Origin of the sequence: Croceicoccus sp. Ery15 (genome assembly GCF_020985305.1) — a bacterium.
Lineage (GTDB): Bacteria > Pseudomonadota > Alphaproteobacteria > Sphingomonadales > Sphingomonadaceae > Croceicoccus.
On the sequence record NZ_CP087588.1, the window covers coordinates 2,023,637 to 2,044,570 of the forward strand.

Annotated in this window: 17 protein-coding genes; 8 read left to right on the plus strand and 9 right to left on the minus strand. The window is 64.0% G+C overall.

Going from position 1 to position 20,934, the window contains the following annotated elements; translation table 11 throughout:
* Positions 1-101: 101 nt before the first annotated feature.
* From LOZ77_RS09875 to LOZ77_RS09885, 3 genes are read right to left on the minus strand one after another with little or no spacing between them, the layout of a single operon-like run.
* Positions 102-830, minus strand: a complete 729-nt coding sequence (locus LOZ77_RS09875) for an N-formylglutamate amidohydrolase (protein ID WP_370637992.1) — start codon at positions 828-830, stop codon at positions 102-104.
* Positions 827-1,675 carry a 4-(cytidine 5'-diphospho)-2-C-methyl-D-erythritol kinase gene (locus LOZ77_RS09880; protein WP_370637993.1) on the minus strand — a complete coding sequence of 283 codons (849 nt, stop codon included), beginning with the start codon at positions 1,673-1,675 and terminating at the stop codon, positions 827-829. Before LOZ77_RS09880 ends, LOZ77_RS09875 begins: the two co-directional genes overlap by 4 nt.
* Before the next feature lie 9 nt (positions 1,676-1,684).
* Complete coding sequence (locus LOZ77_RS09885) at positions 1,685-3,331, minus strand: electron transfer flavoprotein-ubiquinone oxidoreductase (protein WP_230279013.1); 1,647 nt, start codon at positions 3,329-3,331, stop codon at positions 1,685-1,687.
* A gap of 177 nt (positions 3,332-3,508) precedes the next feature.
* Between LOZ77_RS09885 and LOZ77_RS09890 the strand changes: the two genes are divergently transcribed.
* From LOZ77_RS09890 to LOZ77_RS09905, 4 genes are all read left to right on the plus strand, one after another.
* The gene (locus LOZ77_RS09890; protein WP_230279014.1) at positions 3,509-4,288 is read left to right on the plus strand and encodes a uracil-DNA glycosylase family protein; all 780 of its coding nucleotides are present in this window, start codon (positions 3,509-3,511) and stop codon (positions 4,286-4,288) included.
* Between the two features lie 113 nt (positions 4,289-4,401).
* Positions 4,402-6,204 (plus strand): lytic transglycosylase domain-containing protein, encoded by a 1,803-nt coding sequence (locus tag LOZ77_RS09895; protein ID WP_230279015.1) that lies wholly within the window; start codon positions 4,402-4,404, stop codon positions 6,202-6,204.
* Positions 6,205-6,208: 4 nt separating this feature from the next.
* The gene (moaB, locus tag LOZ77_RS09900) at positions 6,209-6,736 is read left to right on the plus strand and encodes a molybdenum cofactor biosynthesis protein B (RefSeq protein WP_230279016.1); all 528 of its coding nucleotides are present in this window, start codon (positions 6,209-6,211) and stop codon (positions 6,734-6,736) included.
* A gap of 24 nt (positions 6,737-6,760) precedes the next feature.
* The gene (locus tag LOZ77_RS09905) at positions 6,761-7,336 is read left to right on the plus strand and encodes a DUF4304 domain-containing protein (protein ID WP_230279017.1); all 576 of its coding nucleotides are present in this window, start codon (positions 6,761-6,763) and stop codon (positions 7,334-7,336) included.
* Here LOZ77_RS09905 and LOZ77_RS09910 read toward each other — a convergent pair.
* Positions 7,333-7,842, minus strand: a complete 510-nt coding sequence (locus tag LOZ77_RS09910; protein WP_230279018.1) for a YcxB family protein — start codon at positions 7,840-7,842, stop codon at positions 7,333-7,335. The two genes, LOZ77_RS09905 and LOZ77_RS09910, sit on opposite strands and share 4 nt — an antisense overlap.
* A gap of 77 nt (positions 7,843-7,919) precedes the next feature.
* Between LOZ77_RS09910 and LOZ77_RS09915 the strand changes: the two genes are divergently transcribed.
* Entirely contained in the window at positions 7,920-9,023 is a 1,104-nt protein-coding gene (locus tag LOZ77_RS09915) for a PA0069 family radical SAM protein (protein ID WP_230279019.1), read from the plus strand.
* Positions 9,024-9,164: 141 nt separating this feature from the next.
* Complete coding sequence (locus LOZ77_RS09920; RefSeq protein WP_230279020.1) at positions 9,165-10,148, plus strand: hypothetical protein; 984 nt, start codon at positions 9,165-9,167, stop codon at positions 10,146-10,148.
* 57 nt (positions 10,149-10,205) lie between these two features.
* Here LOZ77_RS09920 and LOZ77_RS17840 read toward each other — a convergent pair whose 3' ends face one another.
* Positions 10,206-12,401, minus strand: coding sequence for a TonB-dependent receptor (locus tag LOZ77_RS17840; protein WP_255671119.1), 2,196 nt, complete (start codon positions 12,399-12,401; stop codon positions 10,206-10,208).
* 162 nt (positions 12,402-12,563) lie between these two features.
* Here LOZ77_RS17840 and LOZ77_RS09940 point away from each other — a divergent pair, with 162 nt between their 5' ends.
* Positions 12,564-13,142, plus strand: coding sequence for a hypothetical protein (locus LOZ77_RS09940; RefSeq protein ID WP_230279021.1), 579 nt, complete (start codon positions 12,564-12,566; stop codon positions 13,140-13,142).
* 10 nt (positions 13,143-13,152) lie between these two features.
* Here LOZ77_RS09940 and dnaE read toward each other — a convergent pair whose 3' ends face one another.
* The 4 genes from dnaE to LOZ77_RS09960 all read right to left on the minus strand — a co-directional run bounded on the left by dnaE (position 13,153) and on the right by LOZ77_RS09960 (position 19,056).
* On the minus strand, positions 13,153-16,689 hold the full coding sequence (gene dnaE / locus LOZ77_RS09945; protein ID WP_230279022.1) for a DNA polymerase III subunit alpha: 3,537 nt from the start codon (positions 16,687-16,689) through the stop codon (positions 13,153-13,155).
* 79 nt (positions 16,690-16,768) lie between these two features.
* Positions 16,769-17,071 (minus strand): hypothetical protein, encoded by a 303-nt coding sequence (locus LOZ77_RS09950; RefSeq protein ID WP_230279023.1) that lies wholly within the window; start codon positions 17,069-17,071, stop codon positions 16,769-16,771.
* Between the two features lie 70 nt (positions 17,072-17,141).
* Positions 17,142-17,822 (minus strand): ABC transporter ATP-binding protein, encoded by a 681-nt coding sequence (locus tag LOZ77_RS09955; protein ID WP_230279024.1) that lies wholly within the window; start codon positions 17,820-17,822, stop codon positions 17,142-17,144.
* A complete protein-coding gene (locus LOZ77_RS09960; RefSeq protein WP_230279025.1) occupies positions 17,815-19,056 on the minus strand; it encodes a lipoprotein-releasing ABC transporter permease subunit in 1,242 nt (413 codons plus the stop codon). The genes LOZ77_RS09955 and LOZ77_RS09960 overlap by 8 nt, the downstream gene beginning before the upstream one ends.
* 368 nt (positions 19,057-19,424) lie before the next feature.
* Here LOZ77_RS09960 and purF point away from each other — a divergent pair, with 368 nt between their 5' ends.
* The gene (purF, locus tag LOZ77_RS09965) at positions 19,425-20,930 is read left to right on the plus strand and encodes an amidophosphoribosyltransferase (RefSeq protein WP_370637994.1); all 1,506 of its coding nucleotides are present in this window, start codon (positions 19,425-19,427) and stop codon (positions 20,928-20,930) included.
* Positions 20,931-20,934: the final 4 nt, after the last annotated feature.

Genomic DNA, 20,934 nt, shown 5'->3' on the forward strand with positions numbered 1-20,934 from the left:
AATACGCTTTGGCGCGCCCTTAGCGCAGCGGGCACCATAACCGAAGCAAGAATTGCTGTCCCGCATCCCCGTCACAGCTTGTCCGCTGTCGGAAAGGACGGTCAGCCGATCAGTTCCGCCGTGCGTCTGGCCACATCGGCGATCATATCGGCCCAGCGTGCCTGTCCGCGTTCGTTGCGGATCAGATCGTTGCGCACCTCTATCGCCAGATAGGGGCGGTCATATGCTTCTGCATGACGGTTCATCGTCGCATTCAGCAGGCGGCCCGAATAGGGTTCGTTATCGCCCACCGTCAGCCCGTATTCCGCGAAAAGCCGCATCGCATGGCGCGCTGCCGTGCCCTGTTGGTTATACAGCAGGCCGACGTGCCACGGGCGCATGCTGTCGGGGTCGGTCGCCATCGCGGGGGTAAAGCTGTGAAGCGAGACGATCAGCCGCGGCGCCGCGCGGCCAAGCCAGTCCTCCATCGCATCGTGATAGGGGCGGTAAAACCGGTTCAGCCGCCCTTCGCGGTCCGCACCGATATTGCCGGGCACCAGCACGCCGTCGCTTTCCGTGGGGATCAGCCTGTCGTGGTCTTCTTCGCGGTGGAGGTCGACGACAAGGCGGCTGACATTGCCGAGATGGGCGGCAATCCCGTGGCGGCGGGCCATGCGGTCGGCAACGCCCGCGACGCCGATGTCCCAGCCGATGTGATCGTCGAGCTGCGCCTGCGTAATGCCCAGTTCCATATCGTCGGGCACGCGGTTCGATGCGTGGTCGGATACCAGCACGATGCCGCCATGGACGGGCGTGCCGATGCGCCGCCAGCTTTCGGTTTCCTCGATCACCTGAGGGTGCCCTTCATCCGCCACCAGTCCGGATAGCGCATCGCGATTTCGGCATCGGCGGCATCGCGGGCCTCTGCGCTTTCGTACAGGGCAAAACAGCTTGCGCCCGAACCCGACATGCGCGCCAGCCACGGATGGGTGGCTTTCAGCGCGCCGATAATCTGCCCGATGGCGGGGACGAGGGCACGCGCCCCATCCTCAAGATCGTTGCGCGCCTTGGGCACGATATCGCGCAATGTCCCTTCGGCCAATGGCCCCTGATCGATGCCGTTCCACGCCTTGAACACCGGACCCGTCGCCAGCGGTTTGCGCGGATTGACCAGCAGCACGGCCATGCCGGTCAGCTCGCTGTCGATCACGGTAAGTTCGGTGCCGGTGCCGGTGCCACGCGCGGTCTGGCTGATGACGCAGGCGGGCACATCCGCGCCCAGTTTCGCCGCGCGCTCCTGCCAGTCGTCGGGCCAGCCGTGACTGTCGCAGATCAGCCGGATCAGCGCGCCCGCATCGGCACTGCCCCCGCCCAGCCCCGCCGCGACGGGCAGGTTCTTTTCCAGCGTGACATGCCAACCGTCGTGCCCGTTCCCGACCGGGCGGGGGAACGCGCCAAGAACCTGCATCAGGATGTTGTCGCCCACCGGCGAACCGCCCAGCGCATCGGCAAATTCGCCCACCACGGCCAGCCGGTCATCTGCCTGACCGGTGCGTACCGAAAGCACATCGCCCGCGTCGACAAAGGCGAAAATCGTCTCGATATCGTGATAGCCATCGGCCCGCCTGCCCCGCAAATGCAGGGCAAGGTTGATCTTGGCGTAACCGGTGGCCTTCACGTCGCCGCATGCTCCCATGACGGAGTTTTACATATTGGGATAGTTCGGCCCGCCGCCACCTTCGGGCGTTACCCAGTTGATGTTCTGCGTCGGGTCCTTGATGTCGCAGGTCTTGCAGTGGACGCAGTTCTGGGCGTTGATCACGAATTTGGGATCACCCTCTTCCACGCCGACATATTCATAGACGCCCGCGGGGCAGTATCGCGCGGCAGGACCGGCAAAGACCGGCAGGTTGATCTTCAGCGGAACATCGGGGTCCTTCAGCTGAAGATGGCAGGGCTGGTCTTCCTCGTGATTGGTGTTCGACAGGAACACGCTCGACAAACGGTCGAAGCTGATCACCCCGTCGGGCTTGGGATATTCGATCGGCTTGAACAGATCGGCACGCATCAGCATGTCGCAGTCGCGGTGATGTTTCATCGTGACGGGCAGGCCGATTTTCAGTGTGCGCATCCACATGTCGACACCCGCGACCAAAGTGCCCAGCGCACCGCCGAACTTCGCCAGCGCAGGCTCGGCATTCTTCACCTTCTTCAATTCGTCCGCGATCCAGCTCGACCGCAGGGTGGTTTCGTAATCCAGCACCTCGTCGCCCGAACGGTCGGCGGCGATGGCGGCGGCCACGCTTTCGGCGGCCAGCATGCCCGATTTCATCGCGGTATGGCTGCCCTTGATGCGGGGCACGTTGACGAAACCCGCCGAACAGCCGATCAGCGCGCCGCCGGGGAAGGTCAGCTTGGGCACCGACTGCCAGCCGCCTTCGTTGATGGCCCGCGCGCCATAGGATACGCGCTTGCCCCCTTCCAGAATGCTGCGGATTTCGGGGTGCTGTTTCCAGCGCTGGAATTCCTCGAACGGGAACAGGTACGGGTTCGCATAATCCAGCGTGACGACGAAACCCAAAGCGACCTGTCCGTTCGCCTGATGATAGAGGAAACCGCCGCCCGACGCGTCATTTTCGGAAAGCGGCCAGCCCTGCGTATGCAGCACGCGGCCCGGCACATGCTTCTTGGGATCGATGTCCCACAATTCCTTCATGCCAAGGCCGTAGGTCTGCGGCTCGCAATCCGCTTCCAGGTCGAACCGCGATTTCAGCTGCTTTGTCAGATGGCCGCGCGCACCCTCGGCAAACAGCGTGTATTTGCCGTGCAGTTCCATGCCGGGCTGATAATCGGGTTTGTGGCTGCCGTCGGCGGCAACGCCCATGTCGCCGGTCGCCACGCCCTTGACCGAACCGTCCTCGTTCCACAGGATTTCGGATGCGGGAAAGCCGGGGAAAATCTCGATACCCAGTCCCTCGGCCTTTTCGGCCATCCAGCGGGTCAGGCTGCCCAGCGATCCGGTATAATTCCCCTCGTTCGACATAAAGGGCGGCATCATCAGATGCGGCATGGCGAACTTTCCCTTGGCGGTCAGTGCCCAGTGCCAGTTATCGGTCACCGGCGTTTCGGCCATCGGGCAATCGTCGTCGCGCCAGTCGGGCAGCAGTTCGTCCAGCGCCTTGGGGTCCATCACCGCGCCCGACAGGATATGGGCACCGATCTCCGACCCTTTTTCAAGGATGCAGACTTCCAGATCGGCATTGACCTGCTTTAACCGGATGGCGGCGGCCAATCCCGCCACGCCGCCACCGACGATGACGACATCATAAGGCATGGATTCGCGTTCGGACATCAAAGGCTCCCTCAAAATTTCATCCAATAAGGCACTGGCGCAATTAGTGCCTGCTTTTCGCGTCAGGGCTTGATTGCAGAACGCCGCGTGGTCAAGGGTGACAATGAAATATCGGCATTCTGACCGGACAACGACTTGACCCCTTATTCCGATCCTGCGGCCCCGAACGGAGAAGCCATGGCCGACGCCGACGGGCGGGCGCTGGTGGAAAGCTGGGCCGCGTTCTGGGCCGATGCGGGCGTCGATCTGGCATTCGACGACGATCCGCATGACTGGATGGCCGAAGGTGCGCCGCCCGCCGATGCCAAGGACAAGACGGACCGCGATGCGCCGCGCCCCAAGCCGGTGCAACGACCGGCCCCGCCCGCGCCGAAAATCGGCGGACCTGCGCAGTGCTGGCCCGGCAGCCTGCCCGCGTTCCGCGACTGGTGGCTGGCCGAACCGCTGGTCGACCGCGGGCCGCTGGCGGGCCGCGTCGCGCCTGTCGGCGACAAGGGGGCAAGGCTGATGGTGCTGGTCGCCGATCCTGCGCAGGACGATGGCGATGCCTTGCTGTCGGGGCAGGACGGACAGCTTCTGGATGCGATGCTGGCGGCGATGGGGCTGACGCGCGCCGATTGCTATCTTGCCTCTGCCTTGCCGCGCCATACGCCCGCCGCCGACTGGCGCGGCCTCTATGCAGAGGGGCTCGGCCCGTTAATGCGGCATCATATCGCATTGGCCGCGCCGCAAATGCTGGCCGTTTTCGGTGAAGACGTGCTGAAAATGCTGTCCCCCGAACGATTCGACAAGGCATCGGCGCAAGGCGCGATCGCGATGAAAAACGGCGGAATCGACGGGGCCGGGACATATGAGATCCCCTTGCTGGCAAGTTATCCACTGGCGGTCATGCGCAGCAGGCCGCAGGCAAAGGCGGTTTGGTGGCAACGGTGGCTATCGCTCTCGCGCCCGTCTTGACGAAAACCGGCTGCCGATTCACTTTTCCTTGAGTTTCGCCTCTTTACCCTTGCGCCACGGGGATCGCACCCGCTTCGCGCTGGCAGGAACAGGCAAGAAGGAACCGCTGATCCATGACTGTCAAAGTCACCCGCATTGTGTCGGGCACGCTGATTTCATTGCTGGCGATGACCGGCACGCTTGCCGGCGCGCCCGGCGCATGGGCGAATACCGCCAATACAATCGCCGCCGTCGAACAATCGGCCCAGATCCCCGCGCAATTGAGCGACGAGGACCGTGCCTTTTATGCCGAGGTGTTCCGCCAGATCGACGCGGAAAACTGGGCGCAGGTCGATTTCATGCTGGCGCAAAAGCCCGATGGCTTGCTGACGCAGCTGGCGCTGGCCGAATATTACCTTGCCCCCACCTCGCCAAAGATAGAACTGCCCGCGCTGAACGCATGGCTGGCGCGCGGCACCGAATTGCCGCAATCGGGCCAGATCGGGCGGCTGGCGCTGAAACGCGGGCTTGAAACCGCGCCCAGCCTGCCCAGCACGCAGCGGCTTGTATCCATCCGCGCACCGGAAAAACGCACCCGCCCGCGTTCGGTGGGTGACGGTTCGATGCCCGATTCCATCGCCAATGCCATTCTGGAACGGATCACCAATGACGATCCCAATGGCGCGCGCCTGCTGCTCGACGGGGTGGATGCGGGCCTGTCGTCGGGCGCGCGCGCGGAATGGCGCCAGCGCGTGGCGTGGAGCTATTATATCGAGAATGACGACGCCAACGCCCTGACGCTGGCGCGCAATGTGGCCAATGGCGGCTCCGGCCCGTGGGTGGGCGAGGGCTGGTGGGTCGCGGGGCTGGCGGCATGGCGGCTGAACAATTGCGAACTGGCCGCCGACGGCTTTACCCGCGCGGCGCAGACCGCCGATAATCAGGAATTGCGCGCCGCTGCCCATTACTGGGCCTCGCGCAGCTTTACCCGCTGCCGCCAGCCCGAAGAGGCCGCGCCCGCGCTGCGCCGCGCGGCGGGCTATTCCGAAACGCTGTATGGCATGCTGGCCGCCGAACAACTGGGCATGCGCCTGCCGCCGATCCATTCGCAGAACGGCTTTGACCGCGGCGACTGGAACGCGTTGTCGGGCAACAGCAATATCCGCACTGCCATCGCGCTGGTCGAAATCGGGCGCGAGGGGCTGGCCGACGAAGTGCTGCGCCATCAGGCGCAGATCGGCAGCCCGCAGCAATATCAGCCGCTGGCCCGGCTTGCGCGCACATTGGGCCTGCCCGGAACGCAGCTGGCCATGGCCTATAACGCGCCGCCGGGGACGAAGCCCGATTCCGCCACACGCTATCCGCTGACCCGCTGGCAACCGGTCGACGGCTGGCGGGTCGATCCCGCGCTGGCCTTTGCCCACACGCTTCAGGAATCGCGGTTCCAGCCCGAGGCGGTCAGCCCCGCGGGCGCGGTCGGGCTGATGCAGATCATGCCGATCACCGCGCGCCAGCACGCGGGTCTGGGCCTTGGCCAAAGCACGTCGGCGCTGAAAGATCCGGCGACCAATATGAGCTATGGGCAGAAAAACCTTGAAATGCTGCGCGATGCCAGCGGCACGCAGGGCCTGCTGCCCAAGATCATGGCGGCCTATAACGCGGGGCTGTCGCCCGTGCAGCGCTGGAACAGCGAAGTGAACGCACAGGGCGATCCGCTGCTGTGGATGGAGTCGATCCCCTATTGGGAAACGCGCGCCTATGTCGCGATCGTGACGACCAATTACTGGATGTACCAGCGCCAGATGGGCCGCGATTCCGACGCGCGGGAGGCCTATGCCCAGAACCTGTGGCCCCGCTTTCCGGGCGTTACGGGAACGGGCGCGGTGGCGATGCACGGGAAAGAGGTGACGTCCTCTACCGTCGGCAACGGGGGCTGAAGCGATGGCGATTGACGAGACGCGGGCGTTCAAACCCGTCAATATCGCGCTGCTGACCGTGTCGGACACGCGCACCAGGGCCGACGATACCAGCGGCGATATTCTGGCCGACCGAATCACACTGGCAGGGCACAATCTGGCCGACCGCGCGATCATCCGCGACGATGTGGAGCTGATCACGGCCGAACTCCACCGCTGGATCGAGGATGAGGCGATCGATGCCGTCGTCACCACCGGCGGCACCGGCCTGACCGGCCGCGACGTCACGCCAGAGGCGCTGATGCGCGTCAAAACGCGCGAGATCCCCGGCTTTGGCGAATTGTTCCGCTATCTCAGCCTGAAGACCATCGGCACCAGCACGATCCAGTCGCGCGCCTGCGCCGTGGTGGCGCGCGGCACCTATATTTTCGCGCTGCCGGGATCGAACGGCGCGGTGAAGGACGGGTGGGACGGCATATTGGCCGAACAGCTCGACAGCCGGAACCGCCCCTGCAATTTCGTGGAACTGATGCCCCGTTTGCGGGAGCGTTAGGGACGCCTCTGGCGGAGAACCGACATGGCCGCCGGAACGACCAGCAACCGGCATATGCGCAAGGCGATCCGCGACATCGTCGAACCGGCATTGCGCGACATGGGTTTCGACGGCGACTATCCCGTCTTTCACCGGCTGACCGGCACCGAATGGCACGGGCTTGCCATTCGCACCGATAAATATGGCGGCGGCTTTTCGATCGATATGGCGCGCGGGCCGTTCAGCCGGGCGCGCTATCTCCGGCTGCGAAAAACCGATCCGGCGCAGGCCCGCTTGCCCGATATCGCGGACTATGACCGTCGGCAGCGCGCGTCATTGTGGCATGAGGATGCATCGGGCCGGTGGAGCGGCGATTTCCGCTATGACACGATCCGCGACGACCCCGATGCCTGTCGCGCCCTTGCATCCGAACTGGCTGCGCTGTTGCCCGAAGCAGGGCTCTGGCTGGGCGAAGGCCGGGTCGGGCCGCATGTCAGCGCGAATTTCGCCGATCCCCCCGGCCGCCCCGACAACCAGCGCAGCCGCAACGCTGCGCGCACGGTGCGTCGCCTGCTGACCGGATGGCCCCGCCGCGACAAGGACGGGGTTTACCGGCCCTAGTTCCTTTTGACCCCCATCGCGTCAATCCGTGCGATCAGATCGTCCGCGGCCCCGTTCAGCGCGGCCTTGGGAACGATGTTGAAGAACATCTCGGTCTGATAGAGCAGCACGATATTCTCTGTCTCGTCCCAGCGATACAGCTCGGCCATCGGGATTTTCGCATCGCCCCTCTCGCTGGTGAAATGGATCGCGCCGCCGTCCCACGCGATGCCGGATGGCGCGCGCAGCGCCGCGCTCTGGCGGAACTGGCGGCGGCCCATTTGCGGCACCAGCCACAGGTTGATAATCGCCAAAGCCACCGGCACCGCAATCACGAAGGCCAGTGAAACAGGCGAAAGCCGCCCGTAAAACAGCAGATCGAGCGCGACGAGCACCGCCAGCAGCACCAGCACGGCGATGAACAGCTTGCCCACCAGCCCGTGTGTCATGCGGCGGATCATGTGCCGGCGCATGGCCTCTACGACCAAATCCTCTGTCACTTCGAATTGGTGGGGTCCGTGCATCATTCAGGCTGGATAGGCGGGCGCGGTGAACAAATCCATAAGTTCTTGTTTTGTTCTTAATGCGTGGGTAAATTGCGACCATGCCGACTCGCCCTCACCCCGATCCCGCGCTCCATCGCGCGCAAAAGGGTCGCGGCGCGCCCAGCAATGCGGTGCCGCAGCGTTTCGGGCTGGCCGAACGGCTGGATGACGGCGACTGGCTGGACGCGGCGCAGGACATCGACGGCGCCGCCCCGCGCCCGCGCACCACGGTGACGGAGGAGCATCCCCGCTCCATCCTGACGTTCAACACATCGCCCGACATCGGATTCGACCGTTCGATCAATGCCTATCGCGGGTGCGAGCATGGCTGCATCTATTGCTTCGCGCGGCCCAGTCATGCCTATCACGACCTTTCGCCCGGTCTGGATTTCGAAACGAAGCTGTTTGCAAAGCCGAATGCCGCCGATCTGCTGCGCAAGACGCTGGCCAAGCCCGGCTATACGGTCAGGCCCATTGCCATGGGCACCAATACCGACCCCTATCAGCCGATCGAGGGCCGCTATCGCATCACGCGCCGTATATTGGAGCTGTGTCTGGAAGTCGGCCACCCCGTCACCATCACCACCAAGTCCGACCGCGTGCTGCAGGATCTGGACCTGCTGGCCGAACTGGCACGGCGCAATCTGGCGGCAGTGGCTGTTTCGGTCACCAGCCTTGACCCGCGGTTGTCGCAATCGCTGGAGCCGCGTGCGCCTTCGCCCGCAAAACGGCTGGCGGCACTGGCGCAGCTGGCAAAAGCGGGGGTGACTACGCATGGCATGATCGCGCCGGTCGTGCCCGCGATCACCGACGAATTCATCGAACGCACCGTCGCCCATCTGGCAGAGGCGGGCGTGTCCAGCGCGAACTGGATCATGATGCGCCTGCCGCACGAGGTCGCGCCGCTTTTCCGCGAATGGCTGGATGTGCATTACCCCGATCGCGCGGGCAAGGTGATGGCGCTGGTGCAGCATATGCGCGGCGGACGCGATAACGAACACCGCTTCCACGAACGCTTTCGGCCCAAAGGGGCATGGGCGCAAATGCTGCGCGCGCGTTTCGATCTGGCCGTCAGGCGCAGCGCCATTCCGCAGCGGCGGCTGGCGCTCGATTGTCATGCGTTCCGCCCGCCTTCGCTCGACGGGCAGCTGGCCTTGTTCTGATCGCAAATGCCAGACCCGACCGGCATAAAGCGTACGAAAAAGGATTAGGCTGCCCTGCAGCTGCCGATTCCGTTTTGCGTCACCGCGAATCGGGAATAAATCCCGCGCGGGGGCATCTTCCCCCGGGGACCATTAAAACATATGAAATTGAGGATGCTGGCGCTGCTTGCATGCAGCGCATCGCTCTCCGCCTGTGGTGGCGGGGATGGCGGCCAGTCGGGCTCGCCGGTCGTAACCCCTTCGCCGACGCCCACTCCCGGTCCGTCACCGACGCCCTCGCCCAGCTATCCCGCCTATGACGAGCTGACCGGCGACCAGAGCTTTCAGGCGGCATGCCAGACGACCGGACAGGGTAGCGGGGCGTTCATCCTGCTGAACCCCACCCCGTTCTATGCCGATCCGGGCGTCACGCTGGACTACGACGCTTCGGAAAGCACCTATCGCCTGACGGCCTATGGCATCGACGAAAGCTTTGGCCCGGCCGATGTGGACGACACCATCGCCAATGCCGAAGAGGCATATCGCCGCACGGGAACCGACGGTTTCACCACGCGCATGATCCTGTTCGCCCCGCAACCGGGCGGCAGCACGGCCGATTATACGCGCGTCCTCTATGCGTTCGCGCGCAATACGATGACCGGCTATGTCGAAACCTATAATTGCATCTTCGGCGTTCCGACGTTGCTGACCGACCAGCCGTCGCAGACGCAGGTGTCGTTCGCCGATTTCAGCACGGGCGGCAATGCCTATCGCCTGTTCCCCGACAATACGGTCGCGCTTTACCGGCTGACCGGCAGCGCGGAATCGCTGAGCGTCAATCTGACGACGGGTGCGGTCAATCTGTCGGTACGCGTGACGGGCCAGTTGCAGAGCGTTTTCGGAACGGGCACCGCCGTACCGTCGACCTATGACTTTGGCACCTTCACGGGCGAAACCTCGCTGGATGACGAGACGCGCGGCTTTGGCGGCATTCTGAACTACCAGAACCCGACCCTGTTCGCCCCATACGAAGGCTGGTTCTTCGGTCCGCAGGGGGCAGAAGCCGGACTGACGGTCGGGCTGTCCGATCAGGATCAGGACGGGGTTCGCACCATCGGCCAGTTCACCATCGTGGGCGCGCGCTAGGCGAGAAAAGGGGCAGGCGGTCCGGTACGCTTTCGGACCGCCCGCACCCTATTCGCATCACAGGCTGACGCGAAGGCTCAGCTTGAAATTGCGGCCTGCCATGGGCACGAAATCCTTTGTCGCGCTGGCATGGCGGCGGCCTTCGACGTCGAAGATATTGTCCGCCTGCGCGATCACGGTCAGATTGCGGTTTCCGCGCCACGGCTTCCACGCCAGCGAGGCATCGACCATGGTGAAACCGTCGGTCTTGGCCTCGTAATCGGCCACGCGGTCCTGATCGTCGTAAAGACCCAGTTCGACGCGCCCTTCCAGCTGCCGGGTCTGCGCGGTCAGCGCATAGCGCGCCGACAGAGGCGGGATCAGCGGCACGGACGATCCGTCGTCCAGTTCGGCCCGGACATAGCTGGCCGACATTTCGCTGCCGATCGTCACATCGCCCAGCGTCACCAGCGGGAAGCTCGTCTCCGCCTCGAAACCGATGTAGTCGGCATCGTCCTGCATCTGCTGATAGACGGGCAGATCGTCAGCTTCCTCGCCCGTGGCGGCGAGATAGATGTAATCGTCGAATTTCGTCGCAAAGCCGGTCAGCGAGAATGTGGCCGGACCGAAACTGCCGCGCAGATACGCCTCGACCCCCAGTGCCTTTTCGGTGTCGAGAAACGGGTCGCCCACTTCATACTGCTGGGTCGCGATATGCGGCCCGTCGGCGAACAGTTCCTCGCCCGCAGGCGCGCGTTCGACGCGGCTGGCGTTCAGGCCAAAGCGCAAGCCGCCCGATGTTTCGTGCCATACGCCGACTGCGCCTGAGAAACTGTCGAAATTGCGCGATGCAAACCCGTCCGCCGACAGATCGGCATGCTCATAGCGCCCCGCCAGTTCAAGCGTGACGGCATCGAGATCGACTTCCTGCAGCGTAAACAGCGCATATTGGCTGGTTGTGCTGGGCGGCACAAAGGCTTCCTCGCCCGTGGCGTCCAGCTTGCGGCGGTAATATTGTCCGCCGACCGATCCGCCACCCTGCGCGCCCAGCAAGCCGCCGCGCTGGACCAGTTCGACACGGCCTTCCACGCCGGTCACGTCGAACACGGTTCCAGTCTCGCCATTCTCCAACTCGGTATGGGTATAGTTGTTGACGCCCCAGCGGGTCTTTATTTCAGAGAACGGGCCATCGTCGAACGACAGCGAACCGCGCAGATCGCCGCGCCATTGGCGCATGTCGATATCGACGGTTTCGTGTTCGTGACCTTCCTCGTCGTGATCGTGATCGTGGTCCTCGTGATCCTCGCCCTCTTCCTCGTGGTGATGGCCTGCGCCCGGGCGAAGCGGCACGCCATAGAACGTGTCGTACAGCCCGACCGAAACGCCCAGCATGGCGCGATCACCGATCCACGACAGGCCCGCGCCTGCCGACCATGTTTCGGTGCCCGAATTCTCGACGATACCGCGCACATTCGCAGCCTCGACCAGTTCCTCGGCCTCTTCCGGTTCGTCGCCATGCTCTTCTGCTTCGTGCAGCAATTCGGCGCGCAAGGACTTGCTTGCGGCATAGCCGGGAATTTCCAGATCGTCGGTCTTGCGCCATGAACCGTCGACATGGACCACGAATTGCTGGCCCAGCGGCGCATCGATCGATCCGCCCATCTCGCGCAGATCGGTGGCGGTATCGGCAGCCATCGTGCCATCGAAATGGATCGGCTCGTCAGGGATGCGCAGCGGGATGCGGCGGTCGATCACATTGACCGCACCGCCAATGGCCGAGCTGCCATACAGCAGGCTGGCAGGGCCGCGCAGCACCTCGATCCGGTCGGCGGTAAGCGGGTCGATGGTGACGGCATGGTCGGCAGAGGTATTTGATGCGTCGATCGCGCCGATCCCGTCGGTCAGCACGCGCACGCGCTCTCCCTGAAAGCCGCGAAGCACGGGGCGCGAGGCACCGGGCGCAAAGCCGGTGGCCGAAACGCCGGGCAAATCCTCAAGCACTTCGCCAATCTGGCCGGCCATCTTGCGCTGCAATTCGACGCCGGTGACGACCGAAGTCCCCGCCAGAATGTCGAGCTGCCCCACCCCGCCGGCGGTCACGACGATATCGGGACCGTGAAAATCGTCGTCGTCATCATGGGTAGCGGTCGTGGGCGCAGGCGTTTCGGCCTGCTGCGCGCGGGCGGCGACCGGAAAGGCAGCGACCGGCAGGGCAAGGGCGGCAACGCCGAGAAGGAGGGGAAGGTGGCGGGCGGTTCGTGCATGATATAACATATCATCGCCGTTAGCGTCAGCAGCGCGGGCGGGCAAGCGGTTTTTGCGCAGTCGCAGCCGAATTTTCCGCACATGCGAGCAGCGGAGAGGTCACGCCGAATTAACCCTAACGATACTTTCCGCCCGTAAGACCGAACCCGTCAATGCCGATGGGGAGGCAAGATGAAAGACCTATTGATCGGAGGCGGCGCATGCGCCGTGGTGGGGCTGGGCGTGTTCTTTTCGCCGCCCTTTACGTTCGGCACGACCGAAGTGATCGACATCAGGAACGGGCCGGTACTGGTCGCGTCAAATGAAGAAATTGCGGGTCATTTGATGGACGCCGCGCTGGTAGACGGCAATCCGCCGTTTTACCGGCACAAGACCACGCGCGAGCGTGTCGGCACCGACGCCGTCGCATTCAAGACCGAAGCGGGCATCGATTGCGTCGCCCGCATTCACCGGCTCGACGATCAGCGCGCACAGGTGGTGCCGCAATGCACAACGCCGGCCGCAGGCAAAAGCGCGCAGGGTGCGGCGGTGCAGGACATCATGACGCTGACCTTCCGCGAATTCGTGTGGGCCCGGCTGGAAAACCGCCCCTATGACGAAAAGAAGGTCCGCACCCAGATGGGCGGCGCCGCGATGAAGCACCTCCCCGCCATGCGGCAGGAAGCGATCGAAGCCAACATCGAAATGCACGAGATGCAGGCCGAAATGGCCGCGGCAAGAGATGCGCGCGAGGCGGAGAAAGGCTGGTAGCGCGGGGCCTTCAGGCCACCAGTTTCATCTGCGCCACGGCGCGCGCCTTTAGCGCGACCGACGATACGCCATCGATCTCGCTGATCCGGTCGGTCAACTCGCCGTCCAGCGCGAAATTGCGGCCCAGCAGCACGCGGGCGTGGCGCCCCTCACCCAGCAAGAGCGTCGCGACCACCTCGCCATTGGCTTTGGGGTCCTCGGCCAGTGCCAGCGCGAGTTCGGGCAGTGCCGCCTCGTTCGATACCGTCAGCGATAGCTCCATCCGCGCGCTACCGGTCACTTCGGACAGGGGCCGCGCACCGCGCACGGTAATGCGCGGCGGTTCGTCGGGATTGGGGCGGTCCAGTTCCACGTTCAGCAAAACGCATTCGCCTGCCGCCGCCCATTTCTGGAACGGTTCGACCAGGGCTTCCTCGAAACAGGATGCCGAAAAATTGCCGGTCTGGTCGGAGAATTCAGCCATCACGAAATCATTGCCGCGCTTGGTCTTGCGCTTGTTCACGCTTTCGACCAGCGCGGCCATGACGGCGGCGGAACGGCTGCCGCCGCGCTGCCCCTTATGCGGCTGTTCGACGGGCGTTTCGGCCACGCCCCCTTCGATCAGGCTGGCATGGCTGCGCGCACCATTGGCGCTGGCCACCGCGCGCCATTGCGACACGGGATGCGCGGCAAAGTAAAAGCCGAAATTCTCGCGCTCCTTCTCCATCTGCTCCTTGCGCGGCCAGGGCGGGCAATCGGCCAGCCGCAGATCGGCCTCGGCATGGTCCTCTCCGCCGAACAGCCCCGCCTGCCCGCTCGCCTTTTCGCGCACGGCGGCATCGGTCACGGCCAGCAGCAGTTCGGCATTAGCCGTCACTTTGGCGCGGTTGGGCTCCAGCGCGTCGAGCGCGCCCGCCGCAGCCAAAGCCTCCAGCTGGCGGCGGTTCATCGAACCGGCGGGCAGGCGTTCGAACAGATCCTTCAGGCTCTCGAACCGGCCCCTTGCCTCGCGCTCTGCCACGATGGCGTCCATCGCCTTTTCGCCCACATTGCGCAGCCCTGCCAGCGCATAGCGGACCTGATGCCCTTCCTGTGTCGGTTCGACCGTATATTCGGCTTCGGAATGGTTGATGCAGGGGCCTGCCAGCGCGATGCCTGCCCGCCGCATGTCGTCGACGAAAATCGACAGCTTTTCCGACTGGTGCATGTCGAAACACATGGCGGCGGCATAGAATTCATGCGGGTAATGCGCCTTCAGCCACGCGGTCTGATAGGCAAGCAAGGCATAGGCGGCAGCGTGCGACTTGTTGAAGCCATAGCCAGCAAACTTGTCGATCAAGTCGAACAGCTCGTTCGCCTTCTTCGGCTCGATATCGCTGACGGTCTTGCAACCTTCGACAAATCGCGAACGCTGCTTGTCCATCTCGGCCTGCACCTTCTTGCCCATCGCGCGGCGCAAGAGATCCGCGTCACCCAGCGAATATCCGGCAAGGATCTGCGCGGCCTGCATCACCTGTTCCTGATAGACGAATATGCCGTAGGTCTCGGCCAGAATCCCTTCCAGCTTGGGGTGCGGATATTCGATCTCGGCCAGCCCGTTCTTGCGCTGGCCGAACAGCGGGATATTATCCATCGGGCCGGGGCGATAAAGCGAGACGAGGGCGATGATATCCTCGAACTTGGTCGGCTTTACGGCTGACAGCGTGCGCCGCATGCCTTCCGATTCCAGCTGGAACACGCCGACCGTATCGCCGCGCTTCAAAAGCTCGAACACGCCGGCATCGTCCCATGCCAGCCCGTCCAGATCGACCGCGATGCCGCGCCGCGCCAGCAGATCGACTGCCTTGCGCAACACCGACAGGGTTTTGAGGCCGAGGAAGTCGAACTTTACAAGGCCCGAGCTTTCGACATGTTTCATGTCGAACTGCGTCACCGGCATGTCCGAACGCGGATCGCGATAGAGCGGGACAAGCTGCGACAAGGGCCGGTCCCCGATCACCACGCCCGCCGCGTGGGTCGAACTGTTACGCGGCAGCCCTTCCAGCTGCATGGCCAGATCGACCAGACGCTTTACATCGCCGTCGCGCTTATATTCGCCGTGGAAATCCGCCGCCCCGTCCAATGTGCGCTTCAGCGTCCATGGATCGGTGGGATGGTTTGGCACCATCTTGGTCAGCCGGTCCACCTGCCCGTAAGGCATTTGCAGAATGCGTCCGCAATCGCGCAGCACGGCGCGGGCTTTCAGCTTACCGAAGGTGATGATCTGCGCGACGTGATCGTGGCCGTATTTGGCCTGCACGTAACGGATCACCTCGCCCCGCCGCGTTTCGCAGAAGTCGATGTCAAAGTCGGGCATCGACACGCGTTCGGGATTGAGGAAACGTTCGAACAGCAGGCCGAGGCGCAGCGGATCGAGGTCGGTGATCGTCAGCGCCCATGCCACCGCGCTGCCCGCACCCGAACCACGGCCCGGCCCCACCGGAATGCCATTGTCCTTGGCCCATTTGATAAAATCGGCAACGATCAGGAAATAGCCGGGAAAGCCCATCTGCACGATGATGTCGATCTCGAACTCAAGCCGCTTTTCATATTCGGCGCGGGCCTCGTCGGTCAGGTCGTCATAGAGTTCCAGCCGCTTTGCCAGACCAGCGCGCGCCGTTTCGGCCAGTGCCTTGGCCTCACCCTCGAAATCGCCGGCAAGGCTGGGCAGGATCGGCTTGCGATAGGGCGGCGCGACCGCGCAGCGCTGCGCGACGACCAGCGTATTCACCAGCCCCTCGGGCAGGTCGGCGAAAAGCTCCGCCATCTGGTCCGACGGCTTGACCCACGCGTCGCGCGGGGCGCGGGGCCGGTCCTCTGTATCGATATGGGTGCTGTTGGCGATGCACAGCATGGCATCGTGCGCGGCATGGAATCCCGCCTCGTCGAACAGTGCCGGATTGGTGGCGACCAACGGCAAGTCGCGCGCATAGGCCAGATCGATCAGCGCCTCTTCGCTCGCCCGCTCGTGCTCTGCGCCGCTGCGGGCAATCTCTATATAAAGCCGCCCCCTGAAATACGGGATCAGCGCATCGGCATAGCGGTTCGCCGCAGCCGCCTGTCCATGCGCGAACAGGCGGGCCAGCGCGCCATCGCCCGCGCCGGTCAGGCAGATCAGCCCGTCGCTATGGCCGTCAAGATCGGCCAGCGTGACATGCGGATCGAGATGGAGCGGGCGGTCCAGATGCGCCTTGGACACAAGGTGGCACAGATTGTCATAGCCACGCTCGTCCTGCGCATAGAGCGCCAACCAGTCTACCGCCGGATCGCCATTCGTATTCTCACTATCGGGCCGCGCCACGCCCAGCAGCGTGCCGATGATCGGCTGCACGCCCACATCCTTGCACGCGCCCGCGAACGCGATGGAGCCATACAGCCCGTTACGGTCGCAGATCGCGATTGCCGGAAAGCCGCGATCCTTAGCAAGCTTCGCCAGCTTTTTCGGATCGATCGCCCCTTCCAGCATGGAGTAGCTGGAGAAGACGCGCAGCGGAATATATCTTGCCAGAGTCGGACGTGAGGATGCCATCGCCCGAATATGGCAATGCCATCCGCGACGGCCAAGGCACGCGGCGCGCTATGTGTGGATAGGGTCGGGGAAATCAGCCCTAAGCGGGCAGATCGGGACGTGCCGGCAGATCGGGACGGCGGGCCAGGGTCATGATCTCACCCAGTTCGAACAGGCGGTCGCCTGCTTTCTGGATCACCAGCCCCTGCCGGTCCGCTTCGGGAAGCGAGGCGACGAAGCGGATCATTTCGGCAAAGGTCCCATCGCGTATGATCGCGAAACCGCGCAGCATGTCGCTCTTGTCGCCGTCGGCGCGGCGGTGAAGCGTAGCGCGGTCCTGCCAGTCGATGCCGTTGGGCACGTCAGATTCGCCGTGAAAAGTGGTGGGGCGGGTCATAGTCATGGTCTTTCTCACTCGGTCTTGCCGAATCAACGCAAGACCGTGCCGCAAGGTTCCGCCCCATGGACCGGCCCTAGCCCTGTGCCAGCACCCCTTCGTGCAGGCGCACCACACGGTCCATCCTGGCCGCAAGCCGTTCGTTGTGAGTCGCGACCAGCGCCGCGCTGCCCTGCCCGCGCACCAGCCGCAGGAATTCCTCGAGCACGCGGTCGCTCGTCGCCTCGTCCAGATTGCCGGTGGGTTCGTCCGCCAGCACCAGTTGCGGCTTGTTCGCCAGCGCGCGGGCCACGGCCACGCGCTGTTGCTCGCCGCCCGAAAGCTGGCTGGGGCGATGATCCATGCGCGCGCCAAGGCCCAGTGCGGTCAGCAGCTCTTCGGCCCGCGCATTGGCATCGGCGCGCGGCGTGCCCGCGACCAGCTGGGGCAACACCACGTTTTCGCGCGCGTCGAAATCGGGCAGCAGATGATGGAACTGATAGACAAATCCCAGATGCTCGCGCCGCAGCGCCGTGCGCGCATCGCCGTTCGATTTCTCGGCCGATTTGCCGCAGATCGAAATCTCGCCACCGAACCCGCCTTCCAGCAGGCCCACGGCTTGCAACATGGTCGATTTGCCCGACCCCGACGGGCCCAGCAGGGCCACGATCTCGCCCGGCATGATCGACAGGTTCACGCCGCGCAGCACATCGATGGTGACCCCGCCCTGCGTAAAGCTGCGAGTCAGGTTCGACAGGACGACAACCGGATTATTCATAACGAAGCACCTGCACCGGATCGGTGCTCGCCGCCTTGAAAGCGGGATAAAGCGTGGCAAGGAAGGACAGCACCAGCGCCATGATGACGATGGTCGTCACCTCGGCCGGATCGGTCCGCGCGGGCAGCGTGGTCAGAAAGCGGATCGACGGGTCCCACAATTCCTGTCCCGTAATCGCCTCTACCCCCCGCACGGCCGACTGGCGGAATGCCAGGGCCAGAAAGCCCAGCCCCAGCCCCGCCAATGTGCCCAGCGCGCCGATCAGGAAACCGGCGGTGACAAAGATTTTCATGATCGACCGCCGCGTTGCGCCCATGGTGCGCATGATCGCAATGTCGCGGGTCTTGGCGCGCACCAGCATGATCAGGCTGGACAGAATGTTGAACACCGCGACCAGCACGATGATCGACAGCACGACGAACATGGCGACACGCTCTACCGCCAGCGCCTCGAACAGCGAGGAATTGATCGTCTTCCAGTCGGACACCACGGCCTGCCCCTGCAGTCTGCCGCGAATGGGGGCAAGCGTCTCGCCTACCGTGTCGGGATCCTCGGTCGTAATCTCGATCATGCCGATCTGGTCGCCCGTCAGCAGCAGGGTCTGCGCATCCTGCATCGGCATGACGACGAAGGCCTGATCGTAATCATAGATGCCGATTTCGAATATGGCGGAAATCTCGTATCCGATCTCGCGCGGGACGGTGCCGAACGGGGTGGAGCGGCCCTGCGGATTGATGATGGTGATGACATCGCCGATCCGCGCGCCCAGATTCTGCGCCAGCCGCGACCCCACCGCCACGCGCTGCGCACCGGGTTGCAAGGCATCCAGATTGCCCAGCACCTTCTTGTCGCCCAGCCGCGCAATATCCTCGGGCAGATTGCCGCGCACCAGCACCGCTTCTACCCGCCCGTTAAAGGTGGCGAGCAGCGGCTGTTCGATCAGCGGCGAGGCGCGTGTGACGCCCGGCGTCTCGCGCACCTCTTTCAGCACGTCCTGCCATTGCGGCAGCCGCCCGCCATAGCCCTGCACGATGGCATGGCCGTTCAGGCCGACGATCTTGTCCATCAGCTCGGCGCGGAAACCGTTCATCACGCTCATCACAATGACCAGCGCGGCAACGCCCAGCATCACCGCCGCAAGGCTGATGCCCGCCACCATGGCAATAAACGCCTCGCCCTTGCCCGGCAGCATATAGCGTTTGGCGATGGTCCATTCGAAGGGTGAGAGAATCAAGAAGACAGCTCCGGATGGAGTAAGACGGACAGGTCCGACAGCGCCCATGAAGGGGCCTGGATGAGAGGGAGATGAACTAGGGGGCGCGACGGCAGGTGGCAATAGGTGGGTTTGTGTTGCAACACCCGAACTCGGTGCCGGGCGCAGCGACTGCAGGGGGCGATCCGACGCCATAAATCTACAACCGGCCCAACCTCTAACGAAGCGCAAACTTCCAAATACGCAAAACCTCACCTTCCAAGCCCAACACCAAGACTCAGGTTGTAATCATAACGAAACATCGGCAAAGGCCGCGCATGACGTTGGCGCCCACATCTGTTAGGGCGGAACGATGCAGGCCCCAGGCTATACAGCGGAACATTGAAGGCATGATGTCCACGGACTTCGTCCACCATCCCTTTCACGACGAGGATGGAGATTCCCTGCGCGAGGAATGCGGCGTTTTCGGCGTCGTCGGCGCGCGCGACGCGGCGGCGGTCACGGCGCTGGGGCTGCATGCCCTGCAGCACCGCGGACAGGAAGCGGCGGGGATCGTTTCCTATGACGGTCAGGAATTCCACGTCCGGCGCGGCAATGGCCACGTGGCCGAAAATTTCTCGACCGGCGAGGCGATGGCCGAATTGCCCGGCACCATGGCATGCGGGCATGTCCGCTATTCCACCACGGGCGGATCGGGCCTGCGCAATGTGCAGCCGCTTTATGCCGAACTGGCGACCGGCGGTTTCGCCATCGCGCATAACGGCAATATTTCCAACGCGATGCACCTGCGCGGCGATCTGGTGCGGCGCGGCGCGATCTTTCAGGGAACGGCCGATACCGAGGTGATTATCCACCTCGTCGCGACCAGCCGCTATCCCACGCTGCTCGATAAATTCGTCGATGCGCTGCGGATGCTGGAAGGGGCCTATTCGCTGGTCTGCACCACGCCGCAGGGCATGATCGCCTGCCGCGATCCGCTGGGCATCCGCCCTCTGGTCATGGGCCATATCCCCGAGAAGAAGGGGAAAGGCGCGGTCGTCTTCGCATCCGAAACCGTCGCGCTAGACATCGTGGGCGCCATTTTCGACCGCGAAGTCGAACCGGGCGAGCTGATCGAGGTCGACCTCGACGGCAAAACGACCAGCCACCGGCCTTTCACCAAGACCGCCTCGCGCCCCTGCATTTTCGAGCATGTCTATTTCTCGCGCCCCGATTCGATTTCGGCGGGGCAGTCGGTCTATTCGGTGCGCAAGGCAATCGGCCAGCAGCTCGCCATCGAATCGCCGGCAGAGGTGGATCTGGTAATCCCCGTGCCCGATTCGGGGGTGCCCGCCGCCATCGGCTATGCGCAGGAATCGGGCGTGCCGTTCGAACTGGGCATCATCCGGTCGCATTACGTCGGCCGCACCTTTATCCAGCCGTCGGACGGCGCGCGGTCCAGCAGCGTCAGCCGCAAGCATAATGCCAATCGCGCGCTGGTCGCGGGCAAGCGCATCGTGCTGATCGACGATTCGATCGTGCGCGGCACCACCAGCCTGAAAATCGTGCAGATGATGCGCGACGCGGGCGCGACCGAAGTGCACATGCGCATCGCCAGCCCGCCCACCATGCACAGCTGCTTCTATGGCGTCGACACGCCCGAAAGGAACAAGCTGCTCGCCGCGCGGATGGACATGGATGCCATGCGCGAATTCATTCAGGCCGACAGCCTTGCCTTTGTCTCGATCGACGGCCTGTATCGCGCCGTGGGCGAGGAGCAGCGCCAGCCCGCCAGGCCCGCCTATTGCGATGCCTGCTTCACCGGCGATTATCCGACGCGGCTGACCGATCTGGCCGACCGGACCAAGGCGGGACAGCTCGACCTTGTCCCCGGCAAGGCGGAAAAGGTCGCCTGATCCG

Excerpts from the sequence above, each read along its gene's own strand:
- LOZ77_RS09895 (WP_230279015.1), top strand. The coding sequence starts at position 4,402 with ATGACTGTCAAAGTCACCCGCATTGTGTCGGGCACGCTGATTTCATTG.
- LOZ77_RS09885 (WP_230279013.1), bottom strand. The coding sequence starts at position 3,331 with ATGTCCGAACGCGAATCCATGCCTTATGATGTCGTCATCGTCGGTGGC.
- LOZ77_RS09905 (WP_230279017.1), top strand. The coding sequence starts at position 6,761 with ATGGCCGCCGGAACGACCAGCAACCGGCATATGCGCAAGGCGATCCGC.
- moaB (WP_230279016.1), top strand. The coding sequence starts at position 6,209 with ATGGCGATTGACGAGACGCGGGCGTTCAAACCCGTCAATATCGCGCTG.
- LOZ77_RS09920 (WP_230279020.1), top strand. The coding sequence starts at position 9,165 with ATGAAATTGAGGATGCTGGCGCTGCTTGCATGCAGCGCATCGCTCTCC.
- LOZ77_RS09955 (WP_230279024.1), bottom strand. The coding sequence starts at position 17,822 with ATGAATAATCCGGTTGTCGTCCTGTCGAACCTGACTCGCAGCTTTACG.
- dnaE (WP_230279022.1), bottom strand. The coding sequence starts at position 16,689 with ATGGCATCCTCACGTCCGACTCTGGCAAGATATATTCCGCTGCGCGTC.
- LOZ77_RS09915 (WP_230279019.1), top strand. The coding sequence starts at position 7,920 with ATGCCGACTCGCCCTCACCCCGATCCCGCGCTCCATCGCGCGCAAAAG.
- LOZ77_RS09950 (WP_230279023.1), bottom strand. The coding sequence starts at position 17,071 with ATGACTATGACCCGCCCCACCACTTTTCACGGCGAATCTGACGTGCCC.
- LOZ77_RS09910 (WP_230279018.1), bottom strand. The coding sequence starts at position 7,842 with ATGATGCACGGACCCCACCAATTCGAAGTGACAGAGGATTTGGTCGTA.
- purF (WP_370637994.1), top strand. The coding sequence starts at position 19,425 with ATGATGTCCACGGACTTCGTCCACCATCCCTTTCACGACGAGGATGGA.
- LOZ77_RS09890 (WP_230279014.1), top strand. The coding sequence starts at position 3,509 with ATGGCCGACGCCGACGGGCGGGCGCTGGTGGAAAGCTGGGCCGCGTTC.
- LOZ77_RS09880 (WP_370637993.1), bottom strand. The coding sequence starts at position 1,675 with ATGGGAGCATGCGGCGACGTGAAGGCCACCGGTTACGCCAAGATCAAC.
- LOZ77_RS17840 (WP_255671119.1), bottom strand. The coding sequence starts at position 12,401 with ATGTTATATCATGCACGAACCGCCCGCCACCTTCCCCTCCTTCTCGGC.
- LOZ77_RS09940 (WP_230279021.1), top strand. The coding sequence starts at position 12,564 with ATGAAAGACCTATTGATCGGAGGCGGCGCATGCGCCGTGGTGGGGCTG.